15 protein-coding genes are annotated in these 26486 nt (G+C 39.4%); 11 read left to right on the top strand and 4 right to left on the bottom strand.

Going from position 1 to position 26486, the window contains the following annotated elements; all coding sequences use genetic code 11:
* Positions 1-14 precede the first annotated feature (14 nt).
* A complete protein-coding gene (locus tag LUA90_RS00165; RefSeq protein ID WP_231489721.1) occupies positions 15-1076 on the top strand; it encodes a methionine synthase in 1062 nt (353 codons plus the stop codon).
* 322 nt (positions 1077-1398) lie between these two features.
* On the opposite strand, the gene LUA90_RS00160 is transcribed toward LUA90_RS00165, so the two are convergent.
* The 3 genes from LUA90_RS00160 to LUA90_RS00150 form a co-directional block, all read right to left on the bottom strand.
* Positions 1399-2313 (bottom strand): AraC family transcriptional regulator, encoded by a 915-nt coding sequence (locus LUA90_RS00160; protein ID WP_231489720.1) that lies wholly within the window; start codon positions 2311-2313, stop codon positions 1399-1401.
* A 42-nt stretch (positions 2314-2355) separates the two neighbouring features.
* On the bottom strand, positions 2356-3255 hold the full coding sequence (locus LUA90_RS00155) for an SDR family oxidoreductase (RefSeq protein WP_231489719.1): 900 nt from the start codon (positions 3253-3255) through the stop codon (positions 2356-2358).
* Between the two features lie 780 nt (positions 3256-4035).
* Positions 4036-5469, bottom strand: coding sequence for an arabinose isomerase (locus LUA90_RS00150; protein WP_231460315.1), 1434 nt, complete (start codon positions 5467-5469; stop codon positions 4036-4038).
* A gap of 264 nt (positions 5470-5733) precedes the next feature.
* Here LUA90_RS00150 and LUA90_RS00145 point away from each other — a divergent pair, with 264 nt between their 5' ends.
* From LUA90_RS00145 to LUA90_RS00120, 6 genes are all read left to right on the top strand, one after another.
* Positions 5734-6618, top strand: coding sequence for an AraC family transcriptional regulator (locus tag LUA90_RS00145; protein ID WP_231460316.1), 885 nt, complete (start codon positions 5734-5736; stop codon positions 6616-6618).
* Positions 6619-6967: 349 nt separating this feature from the next.
* On the top strand, positions 6968-8449 hold the full coding sequence (locus tag LUA90_RS00140; protein ID WP_231489718.1) for a family 43 glycosylhydrolase: 1482 nt from the start codon (positions 6968-6970) through the stop codon (positions 8447-8449).
* Between the two features lie 223 nt (positions 8450-8672).
* Entirely contained in the window at positions 8673-11876 is a 3204-nt protein-coding gene (locus LUA90_RS00135) for a TonB-dependent receptor (protein WP_231489717.1), read from the top strand.
* 11 nt (positions 11877-11887) lie between these two features.
* Positions 11888-13408: a RagB/SusD family nutrient uptake outer membrane protein gene (locus LUA90_RS00130; RefSeq protein ID WP_231460319.1), complete on the top strand. Its 1521-nt coding sequence runs from the start codon at positions 11888-11890 to the stop codon at positions 13406-13408.
* A 395-nt stretch (positions 13409-13803) separates the two neighbouring features.
* Positions 13804-14802, top strand: a complete 999-nt coding sequence (locus tag LUA90_RS00125; RefSeq protein WP_231489716.1) for an SDR family NAD(P)-dependent oxidoreductase — start codon at positions 13804-13806, stop codon at positions 14800-14802.
* A gap of 2205 nt (positions 14803-17007) precedes the next feature.
* The gene (locus LUA90_RS00120; RefSeq protein WP_231459941.1) at positions 17008-18750 is read left to right on the top strand and encodes an ABC transporter ATP-binding protein; all 1743 of its coding nucleotides are present in this window, start codon (positions 17008-17010) and stop codon (positions 18748-18750) included.
* Between the two features lie 428 nt (positions 18751-19178).
* Here the strand turns inward: LUA90_RS00120 and LUA90_RS00115 are convergent, their stop codons facing one another.
* Positions 19179-19628: a VOC family protein gene (locus LUA90_RS00115; RefSeq protein ID WP_231459940.1), complete on the bottom strand. Its 450-nt coding sequence runs from the start codon at positions 19626-19628 to the stop codon at positions 19179-19181.
* A gap of 698 nt (positions 19629-20326) precedes the next feature.
* Between LUA90_RS00115 and LUA90_RS00110 the strand changes: the two genes are divergently transcribed.
* From LUA90_RS00110 to LUA90_RS00095, 4 genes are all read left to right on the top strand, one after another.
* A complete protein-coding gene (locus LUA90_RS00110) occupies positions 20327-20890 on the top strand; it encodes a TetR/AcrR family transcriptional regulator (protein WP_231459939.1) in 564 nt (187 codons plus the stop codon).
* 40 nt (positions 20891-20930) lie between these two features.
* Positions 20931-21350 (top strand): nuclear transport factor 2 family protein, encoded by a 420-nt coding sequence (locus LUA90_RS00105; protein ID WP_231459938.1) that lies wholly within the window; start codon positions 20931-20933, stop codon positions 21348-21350.
* 72 nt (positions 21351-21422) lie between these two features.
* Positions 21423-22325: an alpha/beta fold hydrolase gene (locus LUA90_RS00100; RefSeq protein WP_231459937.1), complete on the top strand. Its 903-nt coding sequence runs from the start codon at positions 21423-21425 to the stop codon at positions 22323-22325.
* Between the two features lie 846 nt (positions 22326-23171).
* Positions 23172-26480, top strand: a complete 3309-nt coding sequence (locus LUA90_RS00095; RefSeq protein ID WP_231459936.1) for a TonB-dependent receptor — start codon at positions 23172-23174, stop codon at positions 26478-26480.
* Positions 26481-26486: the final 6 nt, after the last annotated feature.

Here is a 26486-nt window from a genome sequence, read left to right as displayed (position 1 = left end):
ATTAAAATTATCGTATGACCAATAAATTAGTATTGCCCACCTCAATTGTTGGGAGTTTACCCAAGCCTGCCTGGCTTGCAGCACCAGAAAAACTATGGTCACCATGGAAACTGGAAGACCTTCAGTTGCTTGAAGGGAAACAGGATGCCCTGCGCATTACTCTGCAGGAACAGGACCTGGGCGGATTGGATATCGTATGTGATGGTGAGCAGACACGTCAGCATTTTGTCACCACTTTTATCGAGCATCTTAGCGGTGTGGATTTTGAGAACCGTAAAACGGTGCGCATCCGTGACCGTTATGATGCGAGCGTTCCCAGGGTTGTGGGGAATGTTGCCCGTAAAAAATCAGTTTTTGTGGAGGATGCAAAGTTTTTACGTAGCCAGACTAATAAACCAATTAAATGGGCACTTCCGGGACCTTTGACCATGGTCGATACTTTGTTCGATAGTCATTACAAGAGTCGTGAAAAATTAGCATGGGAATTCGCCAAAGCACTTAATCAAGAGGCAAAGGAATTGCAGGATGCAGGAGTAGAAATCATCCAGTTTGATGAGCCTGCATACAACGTATTTTTCGATGAAGTAAAGGATTGGGGAATAGCTGCGCTGGAAAGGGCCATAGAAGGCTTACACTGCCAGACTGCGGTACATATCTGCTATGGTTATGGAATACAGGCTAATAATGACTGGAAAAAAACATTGGGGTCAGAATGGCGTCAATACGAAGAAGTCTTTCCGAGAATTCAAAAATCTAAAATTGACATAGTATCCATAGAATGCCACAATTCGAATGTACCTTTAGATTTAATGGAACTGGTTCGGGGCAAAAAAGTGATGGTTGGTGCAATTGATGTGGCGAATAACAATGTCGAAACCCCTCAAGAGGTTGCTAATACGCTGCGCAACGCCCTCGAGTTTGTAGATATTGAAAATCTCTACCCGAGCACAAACTGTGGTATGGCTCCTTTATCCCGAGAGCTTGCCAGAGCTAAGTTAAGCGCCCTAAGCGGGGGAGCAGAAATTATACGCAAAGAATTTGGTTGTAGTGCTAATAAAATGATAAAAAAAAATTGAAAAAGGTATCAGCAATATAAAGAAAGCTGGTTTCGGCCATTTCCTATTCATGATTGGCATTCTAACTTTTCCAGACTACTTTTCCCCAGGCCGGGCATGGTCAAAGTGCCCGTTTAAATCGTTCAGCTAGCAAACTCAATTGTTTCATTGTCTCTTTTTTTTGGACGGAGATTTGGGTGTGGATGAATTAAATACGAGGCTGGCTGTTTAGACAATGCAAATTGATGTTTAAACGAGAGGCGCTTTGTTTTTGGCTCACCCCGTTAGTATTCCGCCTGGCTGTTCGCAGGCGATGGTTCTTAAGTGCTTTGGTTGTTTATATTTAGATCAGGGACTTTCTGAATTCCAAAGGCGAAATATCAGTTTTGGCTTTAAATAATTTACTAAAGGATTGAGAGTGTTCAAACCCCAAAGCATAAGCAATTTCGCTCACTGAAAGTTCGGTGGTTGAGAGTTTTTCTTTGGCTTTCTCTATTAGCTTTTCGTGAATGTATTGCTGGGTGGTCTGTCCGGTTAAATTTTTCAAAAGGCTGCGCATGTAGTATTGAGACATATTGAACTGCTCTGATAGAAGCTGAACATTCGGCAAACCTTGTTCTTTAAGGTTGCGGCTTTCAAAATAATTTTTAAACAGAATTTCCAGTTTTTCCAGAAATAGATGATGCGCTTTGTGACGGGTTAGAAACTGCCGCTGGTAAAATCTTTCAGCGTAATTCAATAGCGTTTCCAACTGGGAAATAATAATATTCTGACTGAATTTATCAATATTGGTCTGATACTCCTGCCTGATGTTATCAGTGATTTGCTGGATTATTGTTTCTTCGTCTTGGGATAAAAATAGTGCTTCGTTGACAGAATAATCAAAAAATTCATACTTTTTGATTGCAGTTGCCATCGGCGTATTCCAGAGAAAATCCGGATGTATCAAAAGTGACCAGCCTGTAGGATTTTTAGCATTTTCTTCCCTCATAATCGTCAGAAGTTGATGAGGCGCCATACAAAACAGGACGCCTTCATCAAAATCATAATCCTGTTGCCCGTATCTGTATTTATGATTCATGTCCCGCTTGACAGAAATCATGTAAAAATCAAACATCAAACGCTGCTGACCAATCACTGGATTTTTTGCCATATCTTCAAAATTAAGCACACTGATAAGTGGATGTTTTGGCTTCGGTAAACCACGCAAGCTATGGAATTCGGATATGGTTTTTATTCTTATCGGAACATCGGACATCGGTTTAATATTTAGCAAGTTAAATGATGATAAAGGTACACATTATTGTAACTTAGAGAAATAAACGCCGCTTTTCAAATCTTCCATCAAGGTAGGATGTTGTGGTTTCCAGCCCAAGGCAGCTTTTGTTTGTTCGCTTGAAGTTAGATTATTGAGTTGGACAAAATGTGTAAACCAGCCGAAATGTTCTGCTGCTTCCTGCTCTGTCAGGGAAACCACAGGAAGGCCCAATTTTTCCGCAATCTCCGTTGATATATCTTTTAACTGAATCCCCTGTTCTCCAACTGCGTGATACCTTGTTCCGCTTTCAAAAGGCTTTTCTAAAGCCAACCGATATAATTTTGCAGCATCTAATTTGTGAACGGCAGGCCAAAAATTATGACCTTTATGGATAATTGCAGAAATTCCTTTTTCTTTTGCAATTCTTATTAAAGTCGGAACAAAACCAATGACATCACCTTTGCCATGGACCGATGGCGACAATCTTATTACCGCAACTTTCACTCCTTTTGCAGCAAGAGAATCAGCTGCGTTTTCAGTTGCAATTCTCGGATGCGGATTTACTGAGCGGTCTGTTTCTACAGTCACACCTTGTTTTGAAAAAAGGGCAGTTCCTGAAGTGATAAGAAAGGGTTTTTCTGTTCCTTCCAAAGCTTTTCCAATGGCTTCAATCACTTGTCCGTCAAGTTTACACATTTCCTCAAATCTTGTAAAATCGTGGACAAATCCTAAATGAATGACTGCATCTGAATGGCTAACCCCGGATTTCAAACTCTCGAAATCAGTTAAATCTCCGCGGTGTGCTGCTGCGCCGGCTTCAATCAATTTATTTACTGATTCTTCTGAGCGAGCCAATCCCAAAACCTGGTGTCCATTGTTTAGTAATTCCTGTACTACGGCAGTTCCTACGAAACCTGTAGCGCCTGTAACAAATACTTTCATTTTGATATAATTTTATGAACCAAAGCTCAGGTTTCGCTTCTTTACTTCTGTAGCCGAAAACTGTTTTCTTGTAGCCGAAAACTTAAATAGATGCCAGCCTAATCGTAATCCTTTAGATTCTTTGTTAGCTTGATACACATAAGGTTTGAAAAAAAAGGTCGTCTGCCAAGCCTGTAAATTTTGGCGAAATTGACCAGAAGATTAGGAGGCTAACGGAACAACTGAATTGCTGGCAAATGATTGCAGCTTTTACAACAAAATTATTTGGATACCTGTCTTATTCTTTGAGATTTGCTTCGTTCAGAGCAGTCAGGCACAGCGCACAGTACAGATCCAGGATAAGCACCTCATACAATGCTTTCATTCGGTCAGATTGATGTTTTAGAGAATCCTCAAGCTACTCTGAATGTCGCGCGTATAGTTAGTAAGTGGTAATAATAAGTATAATATTGGCATTGCAACTTATTTGATGCCCCTCGCCAATTTCCTAATTATCGAGCAATTGCCCTTATAACTCAACCTAATTTCGAGGAATGGGTAAACTGTAGCGGGACTTTCTATAGGTGGTTGTTGAACTAATGGATAAGCAAGTCAAGGTGACTCTGATCCATCAAATTTATAATCGCAGCAGAATTATAAATTTATTTAAATATCATTTCCTGTGGTATGGAGTTGATGAGGTGTGGTGGTCTATTGTTAATCATGGGGCAGAGTCTATTCAAATTCTGCCATCCATCGGCCACAGCTCATGTTAGGTTTAATCTTTTTGATAAAATAAAATTAGAGAATTTGTACCACTTCTATATTTAAAATCGATCCCAGTTTTTTCAGCCTTGAAGCCAGTTTCCCTTTACCAACTGCGCAGTGGTGTGCCGGCCCATAACTGTTCCAGCTTTCGACAAAATTCCGTGCACCAATCGGAAAACGGTACCTTGAATTGGTGTTCCCGATTTCAAGAATTTCACCTGTCACCGACTCGCCTTCGGCGACTAACAAGAACATTCCACCGCTAGCGTTTTCCACAACAGATAACAGGGTAACTGGTCCCTGAGCAACAGACATTTCAACAGATAAACCATTGCCCACCTTTCCGTGGTAGACATGTAGCGGTTTTACCTTTATTTTACCCTCCGCTATCGCCGGATGGCATGGTCCGTCATGTCCCATCAATACCACATCATCTTTGAAGTCCATGGCGTAATATTCTGTAAAAGAGCCCCCTGAATTAAAACTGTCCAGAATCTTCATCGCATGAATATTTTTTAATTCAAACTCTCCAGCAACCGGAACGTTTTTTCCTGTCAGAATAGAGTTTCCAAGAATAACCGAGCTGGCTGTACTCTCATTATCTGAATTGCCAGTCCCCTTATAATAATAAGCCAGCGAACCCAGCTCGTATTTTGCAATCAGTTTATCCAATGCTACCGCAGTGATAGCTGCCCGATTTAATTCTTCATTATCGCAGTCTGCCTGTACTTCAAATACAGTATTGATTTCCGCTATTTTCAACTGCCTTTCTTCGGTGCTAACTGATTTTCTTAATGTAGAAAGCTCATCAATTTCCAGCACCTCAATATATCCTCCAAAGGTTGCTGTAAGAAGAGTGATATCCGTGTAGATGTCCATCATGCCCCCGTAGTAATTTCCCATTATGCCCAGCCGATTATAATACATGACTTTAGCTGTGCTTGCAGCTTCAAGCCACTCCCGGATTTGAACATCTACGTGATCATCATCCTGCAGCATACCTGTGATTTGAAAAAATGGAATTTTGCATCTTTTGAATACGTTGGCGATCTCCGGTACTGAACAAGAAGAACAATGGGCTAACCATTCGCCGGTCATCTTGGTCCGGTCTTCCATTGCATTGAAAATTTTGTAATCGATACTGGCACCAGGAGAGAGGTTAAGTACAATTACAGGCACATTTGCTTTTTTGACTACAGGCAGAACGGTGGCAGAAAGTGCATAGGTGGAGACATATAGAAATAAAATATCAATATTTTCTGACCTGAATTTATCTCCTGCTTTAAATGCCTTGTCAGCATTGTCTATTAGGCCAAGATTAATAACCGCTGTATCAAGGAGATGAAGCTTTTCCTCAACTAATTCCAAATGCCCGGTTAACCTATCCTTTAAACCTGGAAATTGTGACCAGTAGGTATCAAGCCCCACCCCAAACAATCCAATTCTTAGAGTCGAATTTAATATCATGCTTATTAATAGTTATGTAGACAATTATAAAAGTTTCGGTTCCAAAGTTATCCAACGGGCTACTTTTATAAATGTTGATTTTGATACTAAACCTGTAGAATTTGATTTGGCGTGATTTTTTAAATGTTTTTGTGTTCATTTGTATCAGGTAGCAATTTAGTTTAGTATATGCGGATTTAGTTGTTCTATTCTTCAATAAAGGCGGAGGAGTGGGGCATATTTAAGCAAGGTGGGCATCTAGGCTTTTTAAACAATACTTGTCAGATGATAAATTTTTTTAAATATCTTCCAATTAGCCAGGAAGATGAAGGTTGGGGTCTGACTGTTTTAAATGCAGGGCGTACTTGCATCCAGGCTTCAACTGATTATCCTTTCAAGAATCATCCTGGGCACCATCAGTTCAAATGGGATAGGTGGCGCATCCTGCAGGAATACCAGGTGATATATATAACCAATGGTCAAGGTATTTTCGAATCTGACAGTTGTAATCAGGTGAATGTTGCAGCTGGTTCTGTCATTTTTTTATTCCCCAATGAAAGGCATCGTTACAGGCCTGATGTAGATACTGGCTGGAATGAACATTGGATTGGACTCAACGGAAAAATAATTGATGAATTAGTTATTGCTGGCTATCTCAACCCAAAATCGCCCTGTATCTATATCGGTTTCAATGAAGCGGTACTGGATTTATATGATTCCATTATTGACAATATCCGGGATGAGAGACCTGGTTATCAGCCTTTGGTTTCCGGTGCTGCGTTTCATCTCATTGGAATATGTTGCGCAGTCACAAAGCAGCGTATTGGATTAACCAAAGAAGAAGAATTTATTATAAATAAATCAAGACTGCTTTTTAGGTCTAATATCTGTAATGCTTACTCGCCAGAGCAAGCAGCAGAAGAGCTCAATGTGGGTTATTCCTGGTTCAGAAAGCTGTTTAAAAAACATACAGGCCTCTCCCCGGGGCAATATTATATTCAACTTAAAATAGAGAAAGCGAAAGAACTGCTGAGAAATGAAAGCATACCAATAAAAAGTGTTTCCTTCGAGTTGAACTTCCAATCAAGCTTTTATTTCTCGAAGATATTCAAGGAAAAAGTCGGCTTGAATCCAACCCAGTTTAGAAAAATTAACCTCTTGGGTAACTGAACTGATTTTCAAATGTAAGTGAATTGCCACCTTCTAGGCTAGCGGATATGTTATTAATATCAGCGCCTATTGCCCACCACTATACAAAACTAGATAAGCTGACAACAGTTTATTATACCTCGTTACGGTTACACTACTTCGATGTTCAACGCTTTCCAGATTCGCGCAAGAGTAGAAGTTGAATACAGTCAGTTCGCTAAAAGTTCTATGGGACTGACATTCTACAGGTCATAAAATACAAAAATATTGTCAAATAATATAAAGAGAGTTTTAATTAACAAGTTAATTTTGGTTAAACGTTTTACTGCTCCTTAAAATTTTAATCAATAAAATGCATAACCAAATAAATATGATGAAATTCTGTCCGCTGTTCTTCCTTATTTTATGCTTTAGTATTATTTCTAAAGCACAAGTGACCAACTTTTCCGCCACTGGCAAGCAACTTACAAGATTTGACATTTTAGGGAATGCTGTTGATGCTCATGATGGAGAGATCGCCCTATTTAATGGAACATATTACCTTTATGGAACCAGCTACGATTGTGGTTTTGAATGGAATAAAAAAACCGCACCATTTTGTGGTTTTAAAACATACTCTTCTAAAGATATGGTCAATTGGAAAGACGAAGGGTTTCTATTTGATGCAAAGAATCCACTTTGGCAATCCAGATGTGATGGTAAAACCTATGGATGCTTTCGCCCGCACGTCATCTATAATAAAAAGAATAAAAATTATGTGCTCTGGATAAATGTTTACGATAATGTTAGTGGTTATCGGGTTTTTACAAGTAAATCACCAATTGGACCATTCATAGAGGCTGACGAACCAAAAATTGCAGTGAATAGTAAAATGCCGGCGGCGGGGTTAAATAATGGAGATCACGATCTTTTTATTGACGATGATGGAACCGGATACCTTGCACTTACGGATTGGCGGACAAAAGGCAGCATAATTGTAGAACAGCTCACCGAGGATTATTTGTCCGGCAATGGAAAAGTATCTAGCCCGGTTACCGAAGGTAAAACTGAAGCCCCTGCATTGTTCAAAAGAAATGACATTTACTATATAACCTATTCGGATCCTAATTGTGGATATTGCTCTGGTACAGGTACATCCTACAAAACAGCCAAATCTCCTTTTGGCCCTTGGTCGGCTGGAAAAAAGATAAGTGACAATTCCTGCGGTGGGCAACCTTCTTTTGTCTCAACAATGAAGATAAATTCCGAAACAATATATCTTTACGGTAGCGATTTATGGAACAATGCGGCTAAAAACGAGGCGCAGGCGAATTACTACTGGGCTCCACTCAGTTTTGCAGATGACGGTTCCATCAATCCAATGAATTGTCTGGCAACGTTTTCCGTTAAAAAAGGGACAAATGCCTCACCTGAGGCATATTCAGCCAGTTGCGATTTAAATAGAAACAGACAACGTAGCCAGATATTTACTGCCGGCAAATCCGGAAATTTGTATTCATTCAAACTTAATACCCTCAAAAGTGGCTATCCGGATGCAGACCTCCTGCTTGATTTTTTTGAAATAATGACAAGTGTTTCGGCAAAGAATAATTTATTGAAAAGAATAGCTATTCCGCAGGATTCAATAGGCTGGTCAGCAAAAACTATAGAAATGCATCCAAACATTAATCTTTCGAAAGGTAAGAAATATCTATTGGTGATTTCAACAGAATCCAGCAAGGGATGTTACGGGTTCTCAATAGGTAATTTATTGGAAAACACAACAGATTTTACATCATCAAGCCAGGATACGGGAGCAAGTTTTCAGCCAGAGAAAAACAGGAAAATATTATATAGCTATACAATTAAATAGCAGAGCCGAAATCTTTTGACCACAAGTAATTATAGGTAATCGCCACAGAACGCCGCGATGAGGAATTTCTATGTCTATTCCCTATCAGGTAAAGATCGCCCAAGATATACTATCAATAGCGGTATTGGATAGTTGTTTAGTAATGTTTTTCCGGCTGGAGTCTTTCAGCCGGAATAATTATCCATTGAACTAACAAATAATCACTTAACAAACCAAATAAACTATGGAAAAATTTACTACAAAGAATGCCTATGCGCTTATAAGAAGCAGTGCCGGGCGGGCTTCAAAGACTACAGTCTTTGTGCTCAGCTGCTCACTTGCAGCCCTCAATACTGTGAGCTTTGCTAATCCTGTATTCGGAAAGGATGAACATAGCGCTTGGTTTAAAACAAATCGCATAGATGTATCCGGACGAATTGTGGATAAGGACGGTCAGCCAATACCCGGCGCAACAATTCGAGTTAAATCAGGTAAAATAGCAACAATCAGCGACACCGATGGACGTTTTACGATTAAGGGAATTACTGCGGGGGAGGTATTAATCATATCCTACCAGGGATATTCCCAAAAGGAAATTTCAGCTGGAGCAAACCTTAGTGCTATTCAACTAACTGATGCTGAAAATAATCTGACAGAAGTTGTGGTTGTGGGCTATGGAACCACGCAAAAGAAGGATTTGACGGGCTCAGTTTCCACCATTTCTTCAGCTCAGGTTAAGGATTTGCCGGTTAGCTCTATCGACCAGAAGCTTGTTGGGCAGATTGCTGGTGTGCAGATAAGTGCGCCAACCGGAGCGCCTGGAGGCGGTGTTAACGTAAAGATAAGAGGAACAGGTTCTATTACTGCCGGGAATAATCCATTGTATGTAGTTGATGGATTTGCGATATCAAATTCGGGTGGTCAGGTTTATAATCCATTAAATGTTATTAGTCCGGATGATATTGAAACGGTAACCGTTTTAAAAGATGCATCTTCTACTGCAATCTATGGCTCACGAGGTTCTAACGGTGTCATCGTAATTACCACAAAACGTGGTAAAAACGGCCCTCCCGTGGTAAGTATCAATGCATACATTGGTGCTCAGCAAGTGCCACAAAAGGGTCGTCCTGATGTGTTGAATGGTACGGAATATGCGCAGTTTAGAAAAGAAATGATTACTGATTTGCGCACTGCAGCCGGACAAACAACGACAGATGCCGATATTCCGTTTGAATTCAGAAATCCGTCTCAATATGGAGAGGGTACAGACTGGTATGATGCGGTGTTAAGAACAGCAATGCAGAGCAATATTGATGCTAGTATTCGCGGGGGTTCTGAAAGTACACGATATTCTGCTTCAATTGGCCGGCTTGAACAACAAGGTACGATTAGGTATACAGATTACAGAAGATATTCAGTAAATTTTAACATCGAATCCGATATTAGTAGAAAAATAAAACTTGGCTTGAGTATTGCACCGAGTGGGGGTATTCAAAACAGGAATGGTTTTGAATCTGGTCAACGTGATATTTTGACACGAACCTTATGGCTTAGTCCACTTGTTCCAATTACGGATGCTGCCGGCAACAGAACTACTTTTATTACTTCCCCAGGTGCGATAGGCGCTGGTAATCCACTAAATACACTTGAATTTGCAGGTACAAAAGCAAAATATTTCAGGGGTTTGGCTACTGCATTTGCAGAGTATAAAATTATCGATGGACTTAAAGCTAGATATAGTTTCAATTATGACTATATTAACAATAGTTCATTCACATTTAGTCCATCGTTCGTTATCGGTGAAACCGGTAATGTAAACCCAAACCCATCTGTTCCTTCATCGAGTACCGCTCAGAATACAACATCCAACTGGCTATCGGAAATTACTTTATCTTATGATAAAGATTTTGGTACCGACCATAAAATTAGTGCAGTTGCGGGTTATACCGCACAGCAAGAACGGTATGAAGGTTTTAATTTTGGAGCAGCAAACTATCCTGATAATTTGATTCAGACTATAAACGCTTCTACTCTGCTAAATGGAGCAGGAGCAGGGATTGAAAAATGGGCATTGATTTCTTACCTAGCCAGGGTAAATTATACTTTTAAGGATAAATATTTACTAACCGCAACGGTCAGATCTGATGGTTCTTCACGATTCGGCTCAAATTACCGTTATGGTACCTTTCCATCAGCGGCGTTTGCATGGAGAGCATCTGAAGAGCAGTTTTTGAAAAATGCAACCTGGCTAAGTGACTTAAAATTTAGAGCGAGTTATGGACGTACGGGTAATTTTAACATTCCGAATTATCAGTACGCAGCGAGCATTGGTTCCTCAAATTATTCTTTTGGTGGCGGATTAGCCAATGGTAGAGTTTCTGGCTCAATAGCCAATCAAAATCTAACCTGGGAAAAAGCAGATGAACTGGATTTAGGTTTTGACTTATCGGTTTTTAAAAGCAGATTAGGCTTAACTTTCGATTTCTATAATCGCATAACCAGTGATTTACTTTTAAATGCAGAACTCCCTTCTGCTTCTGGTTTCTCTTCCTCAACAATCAATTTGGGAAAAGTTAGAAACAGGGGTTTTGAAATTGGAGTGACTTCAAAAAACTTGACTGGAGAATTTACCTGGAGCACCAACGCAAATATTAGCATTAACCGAAATGTTGTTTTAGAACTTAATCCTGGCAATAACAATGCGCCTATATACAGCGGAAGAAGCGGTGGTGGTTATTCAACACACAAAACAGAGGTTGGTCAACCAATCGGGCAATTCTTTGGTTTTCAGTTCGACGGTATTTATCAAAATGCAGCGGAACTCGCCAGTCAGCCTAAGCATGGTTCATCTGTAGTTGGTTCTGTTCGATATAAAGATATTGACGGAAATGGTATTATCGAAGAAGTAAAAGATTTTACTGTTATTGGAAATGCTCAGCCTGATTTTACCTATGGTATCACCAATAATTTTACCTACAAAAATTTCGACTTAAATATATTAATCGTTGGAACAAAGGGTGGCCAGATCATGAAAACCGGAAATGAATTCTTACTAAATACTGACGGGGTTTTCAATGTTGATCGCCGGGTGCTTGACAGATGGAGATCACCCTCGAATCCAGGAAATGGTTTTGCGCCAACCACAAACGGTGGAAGGACACTCTATCGCGAAGTCAATTCTCAATGGATAGAAGATGCAAGCTTTTTGCGTATTCAAAATATCTCTTTGGGCTATAATTTCAAACAGAAATTTATCACTTCATCAAAATTTGTAAAAACCCTTAGGCTGTATGCTAGCATTCAGAATCTGGCAACATTCACTAAATACAGTGGTGCAAATACTGAAGCAGGTACTAACGATGGTTTTTCAGCCCTCACACCAGGACGTGATTTCACCGCGTATCCCCTTCCAAGAATTATCACCGCAGGTATTAACATGACCTTTTAATTAGAAAGAATATGAAAACTCATTCAAGATATTTATCAATTGCTATTTTGCTTTTTGGTGCAACATTTTTCTCTGCATGCAAAAAGGATTTTTTGAATCAAACGCCAGAATCCAGTTTGACAGATGTGAACTTCTGGAAAACAGAATCAGACCTTAAGCAGGGTGTTAATGGCGCCTATAGTTCGTTACGCGGACTCGGAACTTTCAGCTTCTGGCTGTTTGGTGAAATGCGTTCTGATAATACAACATTTCAATACAATGCACCCCAAAGGGGACAGGAAAATAGGGAACAGGTTGACCAGTTTCTTGCCAATTCTGCCAATACACTTATACAGGATTTTTGGAGGGACACTTACACCTCTATTTTTAGATGCAATGACGTACTCGATCATGTAGATGGAATCACCATGTCTGCTGCTGCAAAAACGCAGGCCATCGGAGAAGTTAAATTCTTAAGAGCATTTCATTATTTCAATTTAGTGAGGCAGTTTGGCGGCGTACCATTGAGACTTGAGGTTACAAAATCTCCAACAGATGCACCATCTAAGGGAAGAGCAACGGCAGATGCGGTTTATACGCAGATTATAGCAGATTTGAACGATGCTGCGGCCAACCTGCCAGAAGCGAGTGCTTATCCGGCATCAGAAAAAGGTAGGGTTTCAAAAGGCTCAGCAAATGCACTGTTAGGTGAGGTCTACATGACGCAAAAGAAATTCACTGAAGCTTTAGTAGCTTTAAGGAAGGTATCTGGTTATAGTTTATTGCCTAACTATGCCAGCATCTATCTAACCACCAACAAAAATAATGCTGAATCAATTTTTGAGATTCAATATTATTCAACTGCCGGTACCAATCTTTCCAGCAACTTTATGTACCAGTTTGCGCCATTCAACTCTGGGACATCGGTAACACAGGACCCGGGCACCAATCTAAGCTTTGGTAGCGGATGGAATACCCCAACAACGGATTTGATCGCTTCTTATGAAGACGGTGACTTGCGTAAAGATGTTTCTTTGGCTGAGGGGTTTACTGGCACAGCCGGTTATGTAGCGGTGCCATACATTAAAAAGTATAATCAAGGCTTCGTACAACCTGGGCAGACGAACGTTAACTTTCCAGTTATACGTTTTGCAGATGTTATGCTGATGATAGCAGAATGCCTTAATGAGCAGGCCTTTGTAGCAGGCGGAGAAGCTTTCAATCTATTAAATGCAATAAGAGCTCGAGCAGGACTTCCCGCTAAAACTTCAGGTAATCCGATAGCCGCGCTAAATGTAAGTTCACAGTCTGCATTTCGCGAAGCGATTTACCAGGAACGTAAAGTTGAACTTGCATTCGAAAATCACCGCTGGTTTGACTTGGTTAGAACAGGAAAAGCAGTGGAAATCATGAATGCCCATGGGCAAAGGGAAATTGCAAAGGCGCCTTCCCAGTTTCCAATCGGGGCCTACTTGTTAACGCCTAATAAAACATTGCTTCCCATTCCTCAACGGGAAATCATTTTAGATAATTTGACACAAAATCCTCAGTAGATATTGGTTAATTTAGCGTGTGAGAGCGGACGCCGGTCCGTTCTTTTTTTGCACTCATCAGCTGAATTTAAATAAGCTTGGGACGTACCCAGCTCATTTTTTTATGAAATTGATGATGCTTTCCCATAAGGTGATCAGGTCATCACTCTTATAAAATATTCGGGCACGTGCTAAATTATAGCTTCAATACTATCCCTTAGCAGGGTTTAATAAAAAGTGACTATTGGTGTGTTCTATTTTCTGTTTACTGGAAATTTCAGAACTAAAGTTCTTCATAAATTTAACGAGCAAACCGAGTATGCTTTTGTCTTATCAGTTTTTTGCAGTGATTATTAGCTGCAAACATTTGTAATAGGTTAGCTGTTGCTGATAATATCGATAGCGGAAATTAAAATATGGAAAAAAATAGGTCAATACCAAGCCTAACAGGCAAAACTGTGGTCATCACTGGAGCTTCCAGTGGAGTAGGTCTGGCTACTGCAGAGGCCTTCGCGAAAGCAGGCTGCAATGTTGTTCTGGCTTCTAGAGGCCAGGATGCATTAAATCAGGCAGTGGAGTATTGTAGAAGCCTTGGAACGAAAGCCATTGGTGTGGGTACCGATGTTTCTGAAATCACCCAAATTAAAACGCTAATGGAAGAGGCGCTTAAGGTAAGCGGCCGGATTGATTTCTGGGTAAATAATGCAGGGGTGATGGCCAGTGGTAGATTCGAAGAAATTCCTATTGAGGTAAGCCATCAGGTCGTTAAAACTAACCTACTCGGATACCTTAATAGTGCCCATGCCATTCTTCCGATATTCAAACAGCAAGGTTATGGTGTTTTGATTAACAATGTTTCAATCGGTGGTTTCATGCCTGCTCCCTATAGCGCAGTTTATTCTGCAACAAAGTTTGGCATTAAGGGAATGATGGAATGTTTGCAGGGTGAACTGTCTAATGAGCCAAACATCCACATCTGTAATCTTTACCCGCAAATTCAACGCTCTACAGGAAATATGCACTCGGCCAAGTATTCTGGCCTGGACTTTAAAATTCCCCCATTCGCCGCAGATCCAAGAGATACAGCAGCGCAACTGTTGAAATTAGCGATACATCCTCAGAAAGACAAATTTCCCGACTTTTCATCATTGGCATTAAAGACTCTACACGGTATCTTACCCAAAATATTGGTTAATACCGCTTCTTCAGGCATGCGGCTTTTGATGGAAATTAAAGATGGGGCACCCACGAGCGGAAACGTATTAGGTCCATCTGCTGCTCCACACCAGATTTATGGGGAAACACTCGTTCCGGTTCCATCAAAAAAAGCAAAAATGGCGGCTGGTGTTGGGTTGGTTTTAGGCTTTGGACTCATTTTATTATCAAGAGGAAAATCTGGATATTTGAAGTTGTAATAACGTTTGCCTGAAATTGATGGTAACTTTGTGTTTTAATAAAGTTCTTGGGCAATGCACAATATAAAAGCACTGACTGGTCTTTTCAAACATATTGGCCATATAGGTTTTATCTGTCAGGCAAAGCCGTTCTATTAAGATAAAAGCCGGAGTAAGCTGCGCCGTATGGGCACTAATTAACATTCTCAAGAACCAAAATCGGATTTGGGAGCTTTCTTCCAATCCAGATTTACATGAAAGTCATAGGCACTAATTTCTTATCTGTTGATAATTTAATATTGCATCAATTTTAAGAATATTTTTCGTCTTAGCTTTCTAATTTTATAAAGACTTCCTGAAGCAGGTCTTCAGCAGTTTACCGTTCTATTTATTTTAATTCGAATAATAACATTTCAATAAAAGCACTTACCCAGGGGGTAGGTGCTTTTAAAAAACAGATTAATCAAAGGTAGAGGGTTAACCTAAACTAGCCATCAGTATATTCCAGATAGCCGTTACAAAAATAGCTTAATTAACTATCAGCAAATGATATTTTGGTAATAAAAATAGTGCAAAAAAAAACAGGTATAAATCCATACACCTGCTTAAATCTAAATTAACGCTCTCAAACGTTGTAGAGCTAGTTATCTACGCTGTAAATATATCAATATTTTTTTTCGAATTAAATTAAAATTATGTGTAGTAAAATAAAATATAGTCTCATTTAGAAATTCAGTGTATAAATATTTTAACTTCTAAAATCAATTTTTAATTCACCTGAGAAGCTTGATTAATTGTTCAGTATCGAAATTTTAGAAAGGATGATTATCTTATTTCCTATATAGTTTCACTGCCTTCGCTTCAGATTTAAAAAAACAAAAGTACAGCACATTAATCATCACCTAAGCTAGAATCACAATTTTCTTACCAACGAAATACATGAAAAACAACTGCAATGTTTACCGGTATTTGCTTATGATGAAGTATTTGATAAATGATCTAAATAGCCCACAAGTGGATATACCGAAGTAGATGACCCGGTATTAACAGGAATAGATTCATATTGATTTCCTGATTGTCTGCGTATTTGAAAATTGGTGACTAGGCGTCAAATACATTGTTATTTCCATTCATATCTGTAAATATCCCTATTACACCATATATTCCGGTCAAAGTTCGCGGACACATGAGTAGCAGCGGAAACTTACTTTACCAGGGTTACGTTACTGGATTTGCCTTTGATGTGGATAATGTTAAGCTCATTAAAACTGCTATAATTAAAAAAAAACCTTTTGCTAAAGGATTTTTCACAATGAACAACCGTCTCCGGTTTATGCGCTCTTAAATAGGGCCGCTAATTCAGATAAGGGGTACTATTATCGAAATTATGGTGCCTTTTTCTTACTATCATTATTGGATTAATCTTTTTACAACTAACCCCAACCATCTATTTATAAATCTTTTTTTATTTGCCGTCCTCTAGATAAAGACAACAGCTGAAAAAAATGTATAATGAAGTAGGGATACCTTCGTTTTGTGAGACAAATTTTTCTCTCCAGTAACCGGTGCGATTACACTTTCAGCTAAAAGAAAGATATATAGTAGGGGATAAATACTTTCATCTTCTGATGCACTAGAAAACGGATGTCAATCTATAACTGATATAGTGTCATTTTTTTTATAAGATTGCTTCCAGCAGTGGATAAACCAGAGTACGCTGACCCCATCTCACCACAAATAAATTTGCTATAAAGTTTTGCTTGTCTGCATTTTAGAGAATTGGCGATATGGGGTCAAATGAATTGGTTTATGCAGTAAATGTATATGAAATATATTTTATATACAATAGATATGTTATTGGGTTTCTTTAGTGTGACCTTTTTCCGTCTTTGCCGTACTTTCTGTATGTAAACTTACAATTCAAAGAGCAATAATAGTAGGAGATGGATACCTTCTTTCTGTCAGACAAAATCTGTTATTTAATAATCCAAACTGATCTCCCCAAAAAGGGGCTTAAGCCTACCTCAATTTATGCATTAAATGGATCTAAAAATCGGCGAGCTTGCAATATAGGTTCTGTAGTTAGCATCTTCACATTAATCAAAGCGAACATGTGTCCATTTTTTATCATGACATGATGCCTTCCTCTATCAGGTATCTTTCTCAAGGAATCAAAACCATTGAGCGGGATTGACGTTGAATAAGATATTATTATTAATATGTTACATGAAGATTTTAGTCAGATACTTACTTCCCCATAGATGGTTAATTATATTATCGCTGTGCCTGGCTGCAATTTCGCAGCTGTTAAGCCTGCTTGACCCGGTTATTTTCGGGAAGATTATTGATGATTACTCAACCAACAAATTTGGACTCAATCAGTCTGAATTGGTTTCTAAAGTAATTTACTGGTTAATCATTGCGCTGGGAATCGCTCTGCTCGCCAGGTTATGCAAGTCAGTCCAGGAATTTCTTACCCGGAAAGCTGTTGCCAGCTTTGGCATGAATATATTTAATGACGGCTTGAAGCAGACACTGCGCCTGACTTTTCAGGAATTTGAGGAAAACAGGAGTGGCACGACGTTATCTGTACTCCAAAAGGTAAAGACTGATGCGGAGCGGTTCATTAATGCATTTATCAATATCCTATTCTCCTCCTTGGTTGGTGTCGCTTTTTTATTATGGTACAGTATAAATAAAAACTGGATGCTCATCCCTGTTTTTTTTATCGGTGTACTGGTGCTGGGGTCGCTAACTGGTCTGGTTTCAAAAAAAATAAAATTTATCCAGAGGTCCATCAACAGACAGGCCGACAAACAAGCTGGAATCATCACTGAAAGTCTTCGGAACATTGAGCTGGTAAAGAGCCTGGGACTGACCTTTGCAGAAATCAGGAGGCTAAACGATCAGACTAAAAGGATTTTTGACCTGGAAATGCTAAAGGCCAAAAAGGTTAGCAGCCTTTCGTTTTTGCAAGGTGGACTTTTGGTCCTATTGAAACAATCCGTATTGTTCATATTGCTGTGGTTAATATTTCGTAATATACTGACCACAGGTGAGCTTATTGCCATGCAGTTTATATCCACCGCGATATTTACGCCACTTCAGGATTTTGGTAACATGATAATTCTGTACAGAGAGGCGGATGCTTCCTTAAAGACCTTTGATTTGTTGATGGCGAAGCAAATTGAGGTACGTCCGGAAAATTCAGTCGAAGTTGGAGCCCTTGAACGGTTGGAATTTAAGAATGTCGTATTCCGGCATAAGACAGCTTCTTACAATGCTATTGATGACCTCTCATTTTCTATAAATCGTGGACAAACAGTGGCTTTCGTCGGGCCATCCGGTTCTGGTAAATCAACCCTGGTCAAACTGCTGGTTGGCCTTTACCTTCCAAATGACGGCGAGATAAACTTCAACGGGATATCTTCAAATTTGGTGAGATACAATCCGCTTCGTCGTCAGATTGGCTTTGTTACCCAGGAAACTCAGCTCTATGCCGGATCGATTAAGGATAATATGTTTTTTGTAAATCCTGCTGCAAGTGATAAGGATATTATGGATGCGCTCGGGAAAGCTTCGGCTTTAGGTTTAATAGCCAAGACCGCCAATGGCATTGAAACGGTATTGGGAGAAAATGGAATGAAACTCTCGGGTGGGGAAAAGCAGCGCATTTCTATTGCCAGGGCATTACTACGAAAACCAAGGCTATTGATCTTTGATGAGGCTACCTCTGCATTGGATTCCATCACCGAAGAGGAAATTTCAACCACAATCCGCAATATTTCCGGCAGGCGGGAACAGATGACGATACTGATTGCCCACAGGCTTTCTACGATAATGCATGCTGATACCATTTTTGTGTTGGAAAAAGGCAGAATTTCAGAAGTAGGATCGCACAACGAGCTCCTGGAAGCCAAAGGATTGTATTATTCCATGTGGCGCCAGCAAATTGGGGAGAGAAGATAATACTTCTTTCTACCGATGACTTGAGAGATTTTTATCAATCCGCCTATTGGCATTTACTTCTTTAAATGAAACAAGTATATCATCAGTGAAAAAGAGGGGTATCATTTTTAAAAAAAGATGATTACCGTCTTTTTTATGTTCTTGGTGGCCTCATACGCTGACTGGATAACCTGAGTACGCTGACCCCCTCTCACCGGAAATAAATTTGCTATAAAGTTTTGCTTGTCTGCATTTTGGAGAATTGGCGATAAGGGGTCAAGGAAATTGGTTTATGCAGGCTATAAAATTAAATGCCCAGTCTTAAAGCATCCTATTAAAATTTTAGCTCGAAATCCCTCTAATAATTATAATATTTAGGCTGCAAGATGGCTGATAATTTCTAATCACAAAGCGTTCAATTTCAAATTTCTATGTTTGCGAAATTAATATCAACTCCAGTTCAGGAGTTCTATTATATTCCCGTCCGGGTCTGCGATGTAAATAAACCTAAGTACACCGATATTATCAAAATGATGTTCGCTTAGCTCTCCAATTTTCGATGCTCCATTGTTTAATGCTATTGCTAAAACCCCAGCAATATCTTCTACCTTAAATGCGATATGTCCAAATCCCTTTTGATTAGCTAAGTGTCTTTCAGCATTAATTATTTCTGAATACTGATAGATTTCTAATATCGGTCCATTATCCCCATAGCCAGGTAGCCGTAATTGTACCCCTTGTAAATTCGCATTAATGACACCAGTGCCTTTTTCAAGCCACTCCCCTTGATAGTTTCGTAAAGGCGGAACCGCTATGCAATTAAACACGGTTTCATAAAAACGTGCAAGTTCCTTCCAATCCTTTGTTATGATGTTGGTATGTGCATACTTTATGTTCATGATATAAATATTGACTTGATTGTACGTATCAGTATTAAAGTTATAATTTTTTGCAATTCGTCTTTTCCTAGGGTAATAATTTTTTTTGTTCTTTAAGCCATTTAAAAGTATTGTTTTTCCTTCAAATATTCTGCAGTAAAACAACAAGAAACGTCAGGTTTATTGCTTCTTTTGTTCTCTTATATTTGCCATTTACAATAGACTATATTACCATTAGAAGATGCTGAATGTAGATTTCTTTTTTTCCTAACTATAATATTCATTTTTCGAGACAATAACCTAAAGTAATTCTTTAGCTCTATCAATAATCTTCCTTTAATTATAAAGGCATAACGCACCAAAAATCTCTGTCTATTCTTTATATAAGATAATACTAATTTTCTTCCTTTATTTAAGAAGACGCAAAGCGGATTACTGGAAATCTAAATTCGCATTGAAAATTAAATAGGCTGCGCCGTTTATGACTCACAATATTTTTCATTTTTTCGTGGACACTTAAAGTCCGTTTTGTCTGGTAATTCCATACGGTATCCCCATAACTGATTTGCATTCCTGTGATTCTGGCTTCCTAATATAGGTGGGCAACCGTTATTCTGTGGAAATACTCGTTAATGCTTTTTAGCTTTGACCGCGAAGAATCAAAAATAAATATTTTAACGAACGTTTGGTAATTTAAATCTTTTTTATATATTTGCAGCATGAGACCACAGAAAATTTTAGATGCAGATATGATCTCCGGACTTACAAAAGTTTTTAGGGCTAAAGGTTATGAAGGAGCGAGTTTAAATGATCTAGCAGAAGTTACCGGATTAAAAAAAGCAAGTCTTTATCACCGATTTCCAAATGGAAAACAGGAGATGGCGGAATGTGTCTTGAACAATATAGATCACTGGGTGGATGAAAATATTTATTTTCCTCTGCTGGACGACAACAAATCAACAAACTCAAGGTTGAGGTTTGCTCTGAAAAACATTGAGGTTCTCTATGATGGCGGAAAAGAAACGTGTGTTTTCAGCGCTTTTTCTATGCAAAGCGGATTGTCATTATTTGAGCAACAGATAAAATCCGGTATGGATAAATGGATTTTCGCTTTCAATGCGTTGGGTTTAGCCTTAAAGTTTACTGCCAAACAATCTCAGCAATACGCTATTCAGACCTTGATAGAATTACAAGGCAGCCTAATTGTATCAAAAGGATTAACTGATATCAGTATTTTTAAAAGTACGTTGAAAAATATTGAAGAGCGATATTTAAAAGATTAAAAAAATTTAAATAAATTAATTAACAAACGTTCGGTAAATTATGAAACAGACACCAATGCATCCACTACCACCTTTTAACGAGGAAACAGCACTGCAAAAAGTTCAGAAGGCAGAAGATGCCTGGAACAGCAAGGACCCTATCCGGATTTCAAAAGCATATACACTGGATACGCAATGGCGTAACCGAAACCAATTCATTAACGGAAGAAATGAAGTACAGAATTTTCTTGCTGACAAATGGAAAAATGAACTGGATTATAAGCTTAAAAAACAGCTTTGGGCATTTACTGATAATCGTATTGCAGTTAGATTTGAGTACGAATACCGGGATACAGAAGGTCAATGGTATAGAGCTTACGGGAACGAAAATTGGGAATTTGATGAAAATGGACTAATGCAAAAAAGGTTCGCAAGCATCAATGACTTAAAAATTGAAGAGGCAGAAAGAAGATTATTATAATTGGACCATGAGAAAAATAATCCTTTCAAAGCTTATTTAATATTCGCAGTTTTTGGATGTCAGAGCCAAACAATGAGTAAAACTAACAATAAATCAAAAAGTATGATACCCAACCATCCCACATTATTTAAAACCATCGAAGTAGAGGGTGTTGATATTGCCTACAGAGAGGCTGGAAACCCTGAAAAACCAACGATGGTGCTATTACATGGCTTCCCTTCGTCTTCACACCAGTACCGTAAAGTGTTGGCGCAGCTATCTGATGATTTTCATCTGATTGCACCAGATTACCCTTCATTCGGGAATAGCGACTTTCCTTCAGAAAATGAATATGAATACACTTTTGATAATATTGCAAAAACAATGGACGCCTTTCTTGAAAAGAAGAAAATTGTCTCCTATGCATTAATGATACAAGACTACGGTGCACCGATTGGTTTCAGAATTGCAGCAGCTCACCCGGAAAGGGTTACGGCAATAATAAATCAAAACGGAAACGCCTATTTGGAAGGTTTGGGAGATGCATGGGCTGGAATCAGAGCTCTCTGGAAAGACCGAAACCCTGAGACTGAAAAAGCAATCCTGCCGGCCTTTTCTTTGGACGGTTTGAAATGGCAATATACACATGGAACAAGAAATATTGAAACCATAAATCCGGATACCTGGCATTTAGACTATTTAAGACTTTCAAGACCAAATGCACATAAAGTAAATTTGGATTTATTTTACGATTATCAGAACAACCTGAAATTATATCCCAAATGGCAACAGTATTTAAAAGACAATCAACCACCTTTACTAATGGTTTGGGGAAAAAATGACGAGTTTTTTCCTGAAAGTGGAGCAGCTGCTTTCAAAAAAGATGTAATGGATATCGACTATAATATTTATAATACCGGGCATTTCGCATTGGAAGAAGACGGAGATGATATAATTGCAAAAATTAGAGTATTTATGACCAAAGTTAGCAAATAGGTGTCATTTGCCTATAAGATAAGGGATTTGCAAGGCAGGGAATGAAATTAGATCATCACGGTATTCTCTATAAGGTTGCTCACCATAGGTGATAATGCTAACCGAATGTCTAAAATTTGGCCAATTATTGAATGAACATATATAAATTTCTGCAGTTCGGCTATAGAATGTTTTGCGAGATTTGGCCGACAATGCAATAATCTTGACAAGTTGATGTTGGTCGATTCGGAGAAATTTGATGGTCTGAGCCAAATACGCTAAACTAATACCTTTCACAGGCATCGTGAAAGGTATTTTTATTTTTTCTGATTTTAAAATTCTTATCCTGTATATACGGATGAATTTTTTTGCTTTGGTCAAGTTTCCCCATTCGTGCTTGCTAGGCATTTAAAACATAAAACTTGTTTCATTAACCACCGCCCAGTTATTCAGATTAAGTTTTTGTTAATAAAAACTGATGAATTCATTAGTACCCTGTTCTGTATAATCCGAATTTATACCCAATATTGGCGATTATCCTGAGTTGCTGCAATCCCGAGACATACAGCTTATCAGAACTATGAATGGAACAGTCACTGTTCCAGCCTGTCTATTACCCAAGCAGTTCGAAGACCCTGGTCTGGTGACAAGGGTTGAGCTAATTTTTATATCTGGAAATTTTAAATCTGGTTTAGCTTAACCGATGAGCTCCCGGGTTATTGATTTGATAACCTTATAGCTATTAATCATTACGCAGAGGTAAATTAACTTTAACGATACCTTCACATTACAGGGCTAGCTTTGCCGCATCCAACCCAACTGGAAAGAACTAAAACCTTTTATTAAAATAAACTAATTAATTGACTAATGAAAAAATCTTTACTGCAAGTCAGGAAGTTTGTACTGTATTCTACAATAGCCTGTTTTCTGTGCAATGCAATTTCGGCGCCGGTAATGGCAGCTGCAAAACCGGGTGCTGCTGTGTTTGAAAATATCAGCCAGTCCCCGGGAACAATCAGTGGTAAAATTGTGGATGAGAAGGGCGAAGCGCTTCCTGGTGCCAGCATCTTTATCAAAGAAATTAACAAAGTTGTGCAAAGTAGTCCTGATGGAACTTTTTCGGTAACTGCGCCAGCCGGAACTTATAACCTAACGGTCACTTTCATTTCTTACACCACGGCGGTTTTAAGTAAGATTGTGGTGAAAGCGAATGAAAACACACCGCTAAATGTAACCATGAAAGGCGAGACTGGAACGCTCAACGAAGTACTGGTTGTTGGTTATGGCACGCAAAAAAGAGAAAATGCAACCGGGGCGGTTGATCAGATAACATCTAAAAATATAGAGAACCGTCCGATTACCAACCTGACTCAAGGTTTACAGGGTTTACTGCCGAACTTAAATTTAAAGATGATGGATGGTAAACCGACGCAGTCGCCAAGTTATAATATTCGTGGGGCAACTTCTATCGGTCAGGGCGGGAGTGCGCTGATTTTAATTGATGGATTTGAGGGTGATCCGAGTTTGCTGAATCCAAACGATGTGGAGACCGTTTCTATACTTAAGGATGCAGCATCGGCAGCTATTTATGGTGCCAGGGGAGCCTTCGGTGTAATTCTAATCACAACCAAGAAAGCAGAAAAGGGAAGGACAAATGTTGCCTTTTCTACAAATTATTCAATTAAAAACCCATTGCAGGTGCCTGATTTTGTAACCGATGGTTATACCTGGGCTAAAATGTTTGCCGAAGCCTTTGTTAACGGTGATGGTGCCTTCCCGCAGAATGCTAACAAAACCCAGAAATTCTCACAAGCTTATTTGGATGAGTTTAAACGTAGGGTAGAATCTGGTCAGCCTTACAACCAAATCGAGGTGAATCCAACCACCGGAGAATATACCTATTATGGCAGCACAGATTATTATGCTGAACTGTACAAGAAAAATACCTCAGCAACAGAAAATAATCTTTCGGTGAGTGGTGGGAGTGACAAGGTTTCGTATTTAGTATCGGGCCGCTTTTTAAACCAGGACGGGTTATTCAGGTACAACACTGACGACTATGATATGAAAAATATCAGAGCAAGGGGCTCGGTACAGGTTTTTCCATGGTTAAGCATTGAGAACAATGCGGATTATTCGATTATGAATTACCACAACCCGATTAATGTTGGAGAGGGTGGCGGTATCTGGAGAAATATTGCTGATGAAGGGAAGCCAACGATGCCTATTTTTAATCCTGACGGTTCATTAACCTTTGCCGCTGCTTATACTGTCGGTGATTTTATTTATGGCAAAAACGGGATTGATACCCGTCGTCAGGTTTTCAGGAACATTACCGGACTAAGAAGTAATTTCTTTAGTAATAAATTCAGGGTGAATGCAGATTTTACCTTCAGAAATACAGATAATAACCGGGATCAAAAAAGGGTACAGGTACCATATAGTAACTCCCGTGGCGTGACTTCCTATATTGGAACAACGACAAATGATTTATCTTTTGATCAGCGTGAAACCAATTACCTGGCTACAAATATTTATGCTGAGTTTGAGGATCGTTTTGGTTCAGACCATTACTTAAAAGCTATGGCAGGCTACAACTATGAGCAGTCAACCTACAACAGACTTGCGGTACAGCGTAACGGAATTATTTTCGAGGATGCTACAGATTTGAACCTGGCTTTGGGCCAGTCCATCACCACTGGTGGCGGTTATGAACAATGGGCGATTCTGGGTGGATTCTCGAGGTTAAACTATAGCTTTAAAGACAGGTACCTGTTGGAAGTAAATGCCCGTTATGATGGCTCATCTAAATTTCCGGCTAACCAGCGTTACGGCTTCTTTCCATCTGTTTCTGCTGGCTGGAGGATTAATAAAGAATCCTTCTGGAAGGTATCTGATAAATTGATTTCGGATTTAAAGGTTAGGGCATCCTATGGTTCACTGGGTAATGGTAATATTGCATCCTATGCTTTCCAGGAAATCTTTAATGTTAGCCAGTCTGGCGTCATTCTCAACGGCTCGCGCCCTCAAACTACCCGTAACCCTGCGGTTTTACCGGATGGGTTAACCTGGGAAACTTCCACAACAAGCAACTTTGGTCTGGATTTGACAATGTTATCAGGCCGTTTAAGTTTAACCGGTGATGCTTATATCCGCAAAACAACGGATATGTTCACTTTCGGACTGACGCCGCCGGCGGTATTCGGGGCGGATGTGCCTAAAGGGAATTATGCTGATTTAACCACACGCGGATGGGAAGCTTCGGTTAGCTGGAACGATAAAATTGGTCGTGGGGATAAACCTGTACGCTACAATGTCAGGTTAACCCTTGCGGATAATAAGACCAGAATTGACAAATATAATAACCCGGATAAGCTGCTGAGTGATTATTACCAGGGACAGACGCTGGGGGAAATCTGGGGTTACGAAACAGAAGGGTTTTTTATTGATGAGGCTGACATTGCATCTCATGCGAGGCAGGATCCGCAGATGCGTGCTTCTCCAACTGGCAGATGGTTTCCTGGTGACATTAAGCTGAGGGATTTAAACGGGGATGGTTTGATTAATGTTGGCGAGAACAAGGTTGGCAAGTCTGGCGACAGAAGGATTATTGGTAATTCAGCGCCAAGATATACCTATGGTGTAAACCTCGGCGCAGACTGGAATAGCTTTTCCTTCGCAGTTTTCTTTCAGGGTGTGGGCAAACAACAATGGTATCCAAGTACAGAGACAGAAATGTTCTGGGGACAATATAACAGGCCATACAACAATATCCCAACTTTCCACTTAGGCAATATGTGGACCCCGCAAAACACGGATGCTTATTTTCCAAGAACAATGTCCAGGGCTGCTTCAAGCAATACAAACCGTACCCTTGGTGTGGCGCAAACCCGTTATTTGCAAAACGTGGCCTATTTGAGAATGAAGAATATTCAGGTAGGTTATTCTTTGCCAGCTAGATTGATTAACCGAATTGGCGGCAGAACGGCCAAGATATTTTTCTCCGGAGAAAACCTGTTCACTTATTCGCCGATGTATAAGGTTGTAAAAAATACCATTGATGTTGAAAACGCAGTCCCATCCGATCAGGATTTGAACTCAGGCAGCACAAATGGCGATGGTTATAATTATCCATTAATGAAAAGCTTTTCTTTTGGTTTAAACGTTAGTTTTTAAGCTTGG

Source organism: Pedobacter sp. Leaf170, from assembly GCF_920984665.1.
Lineage (GTDB): Bacteria > Bacteroidota > Bacteroidia > Sphingobacteriales > Sphingobacteriaceae > Pedobacter.
This window is presented reverse-complemented; position numbering and strand designations above follow the sequence as displayed.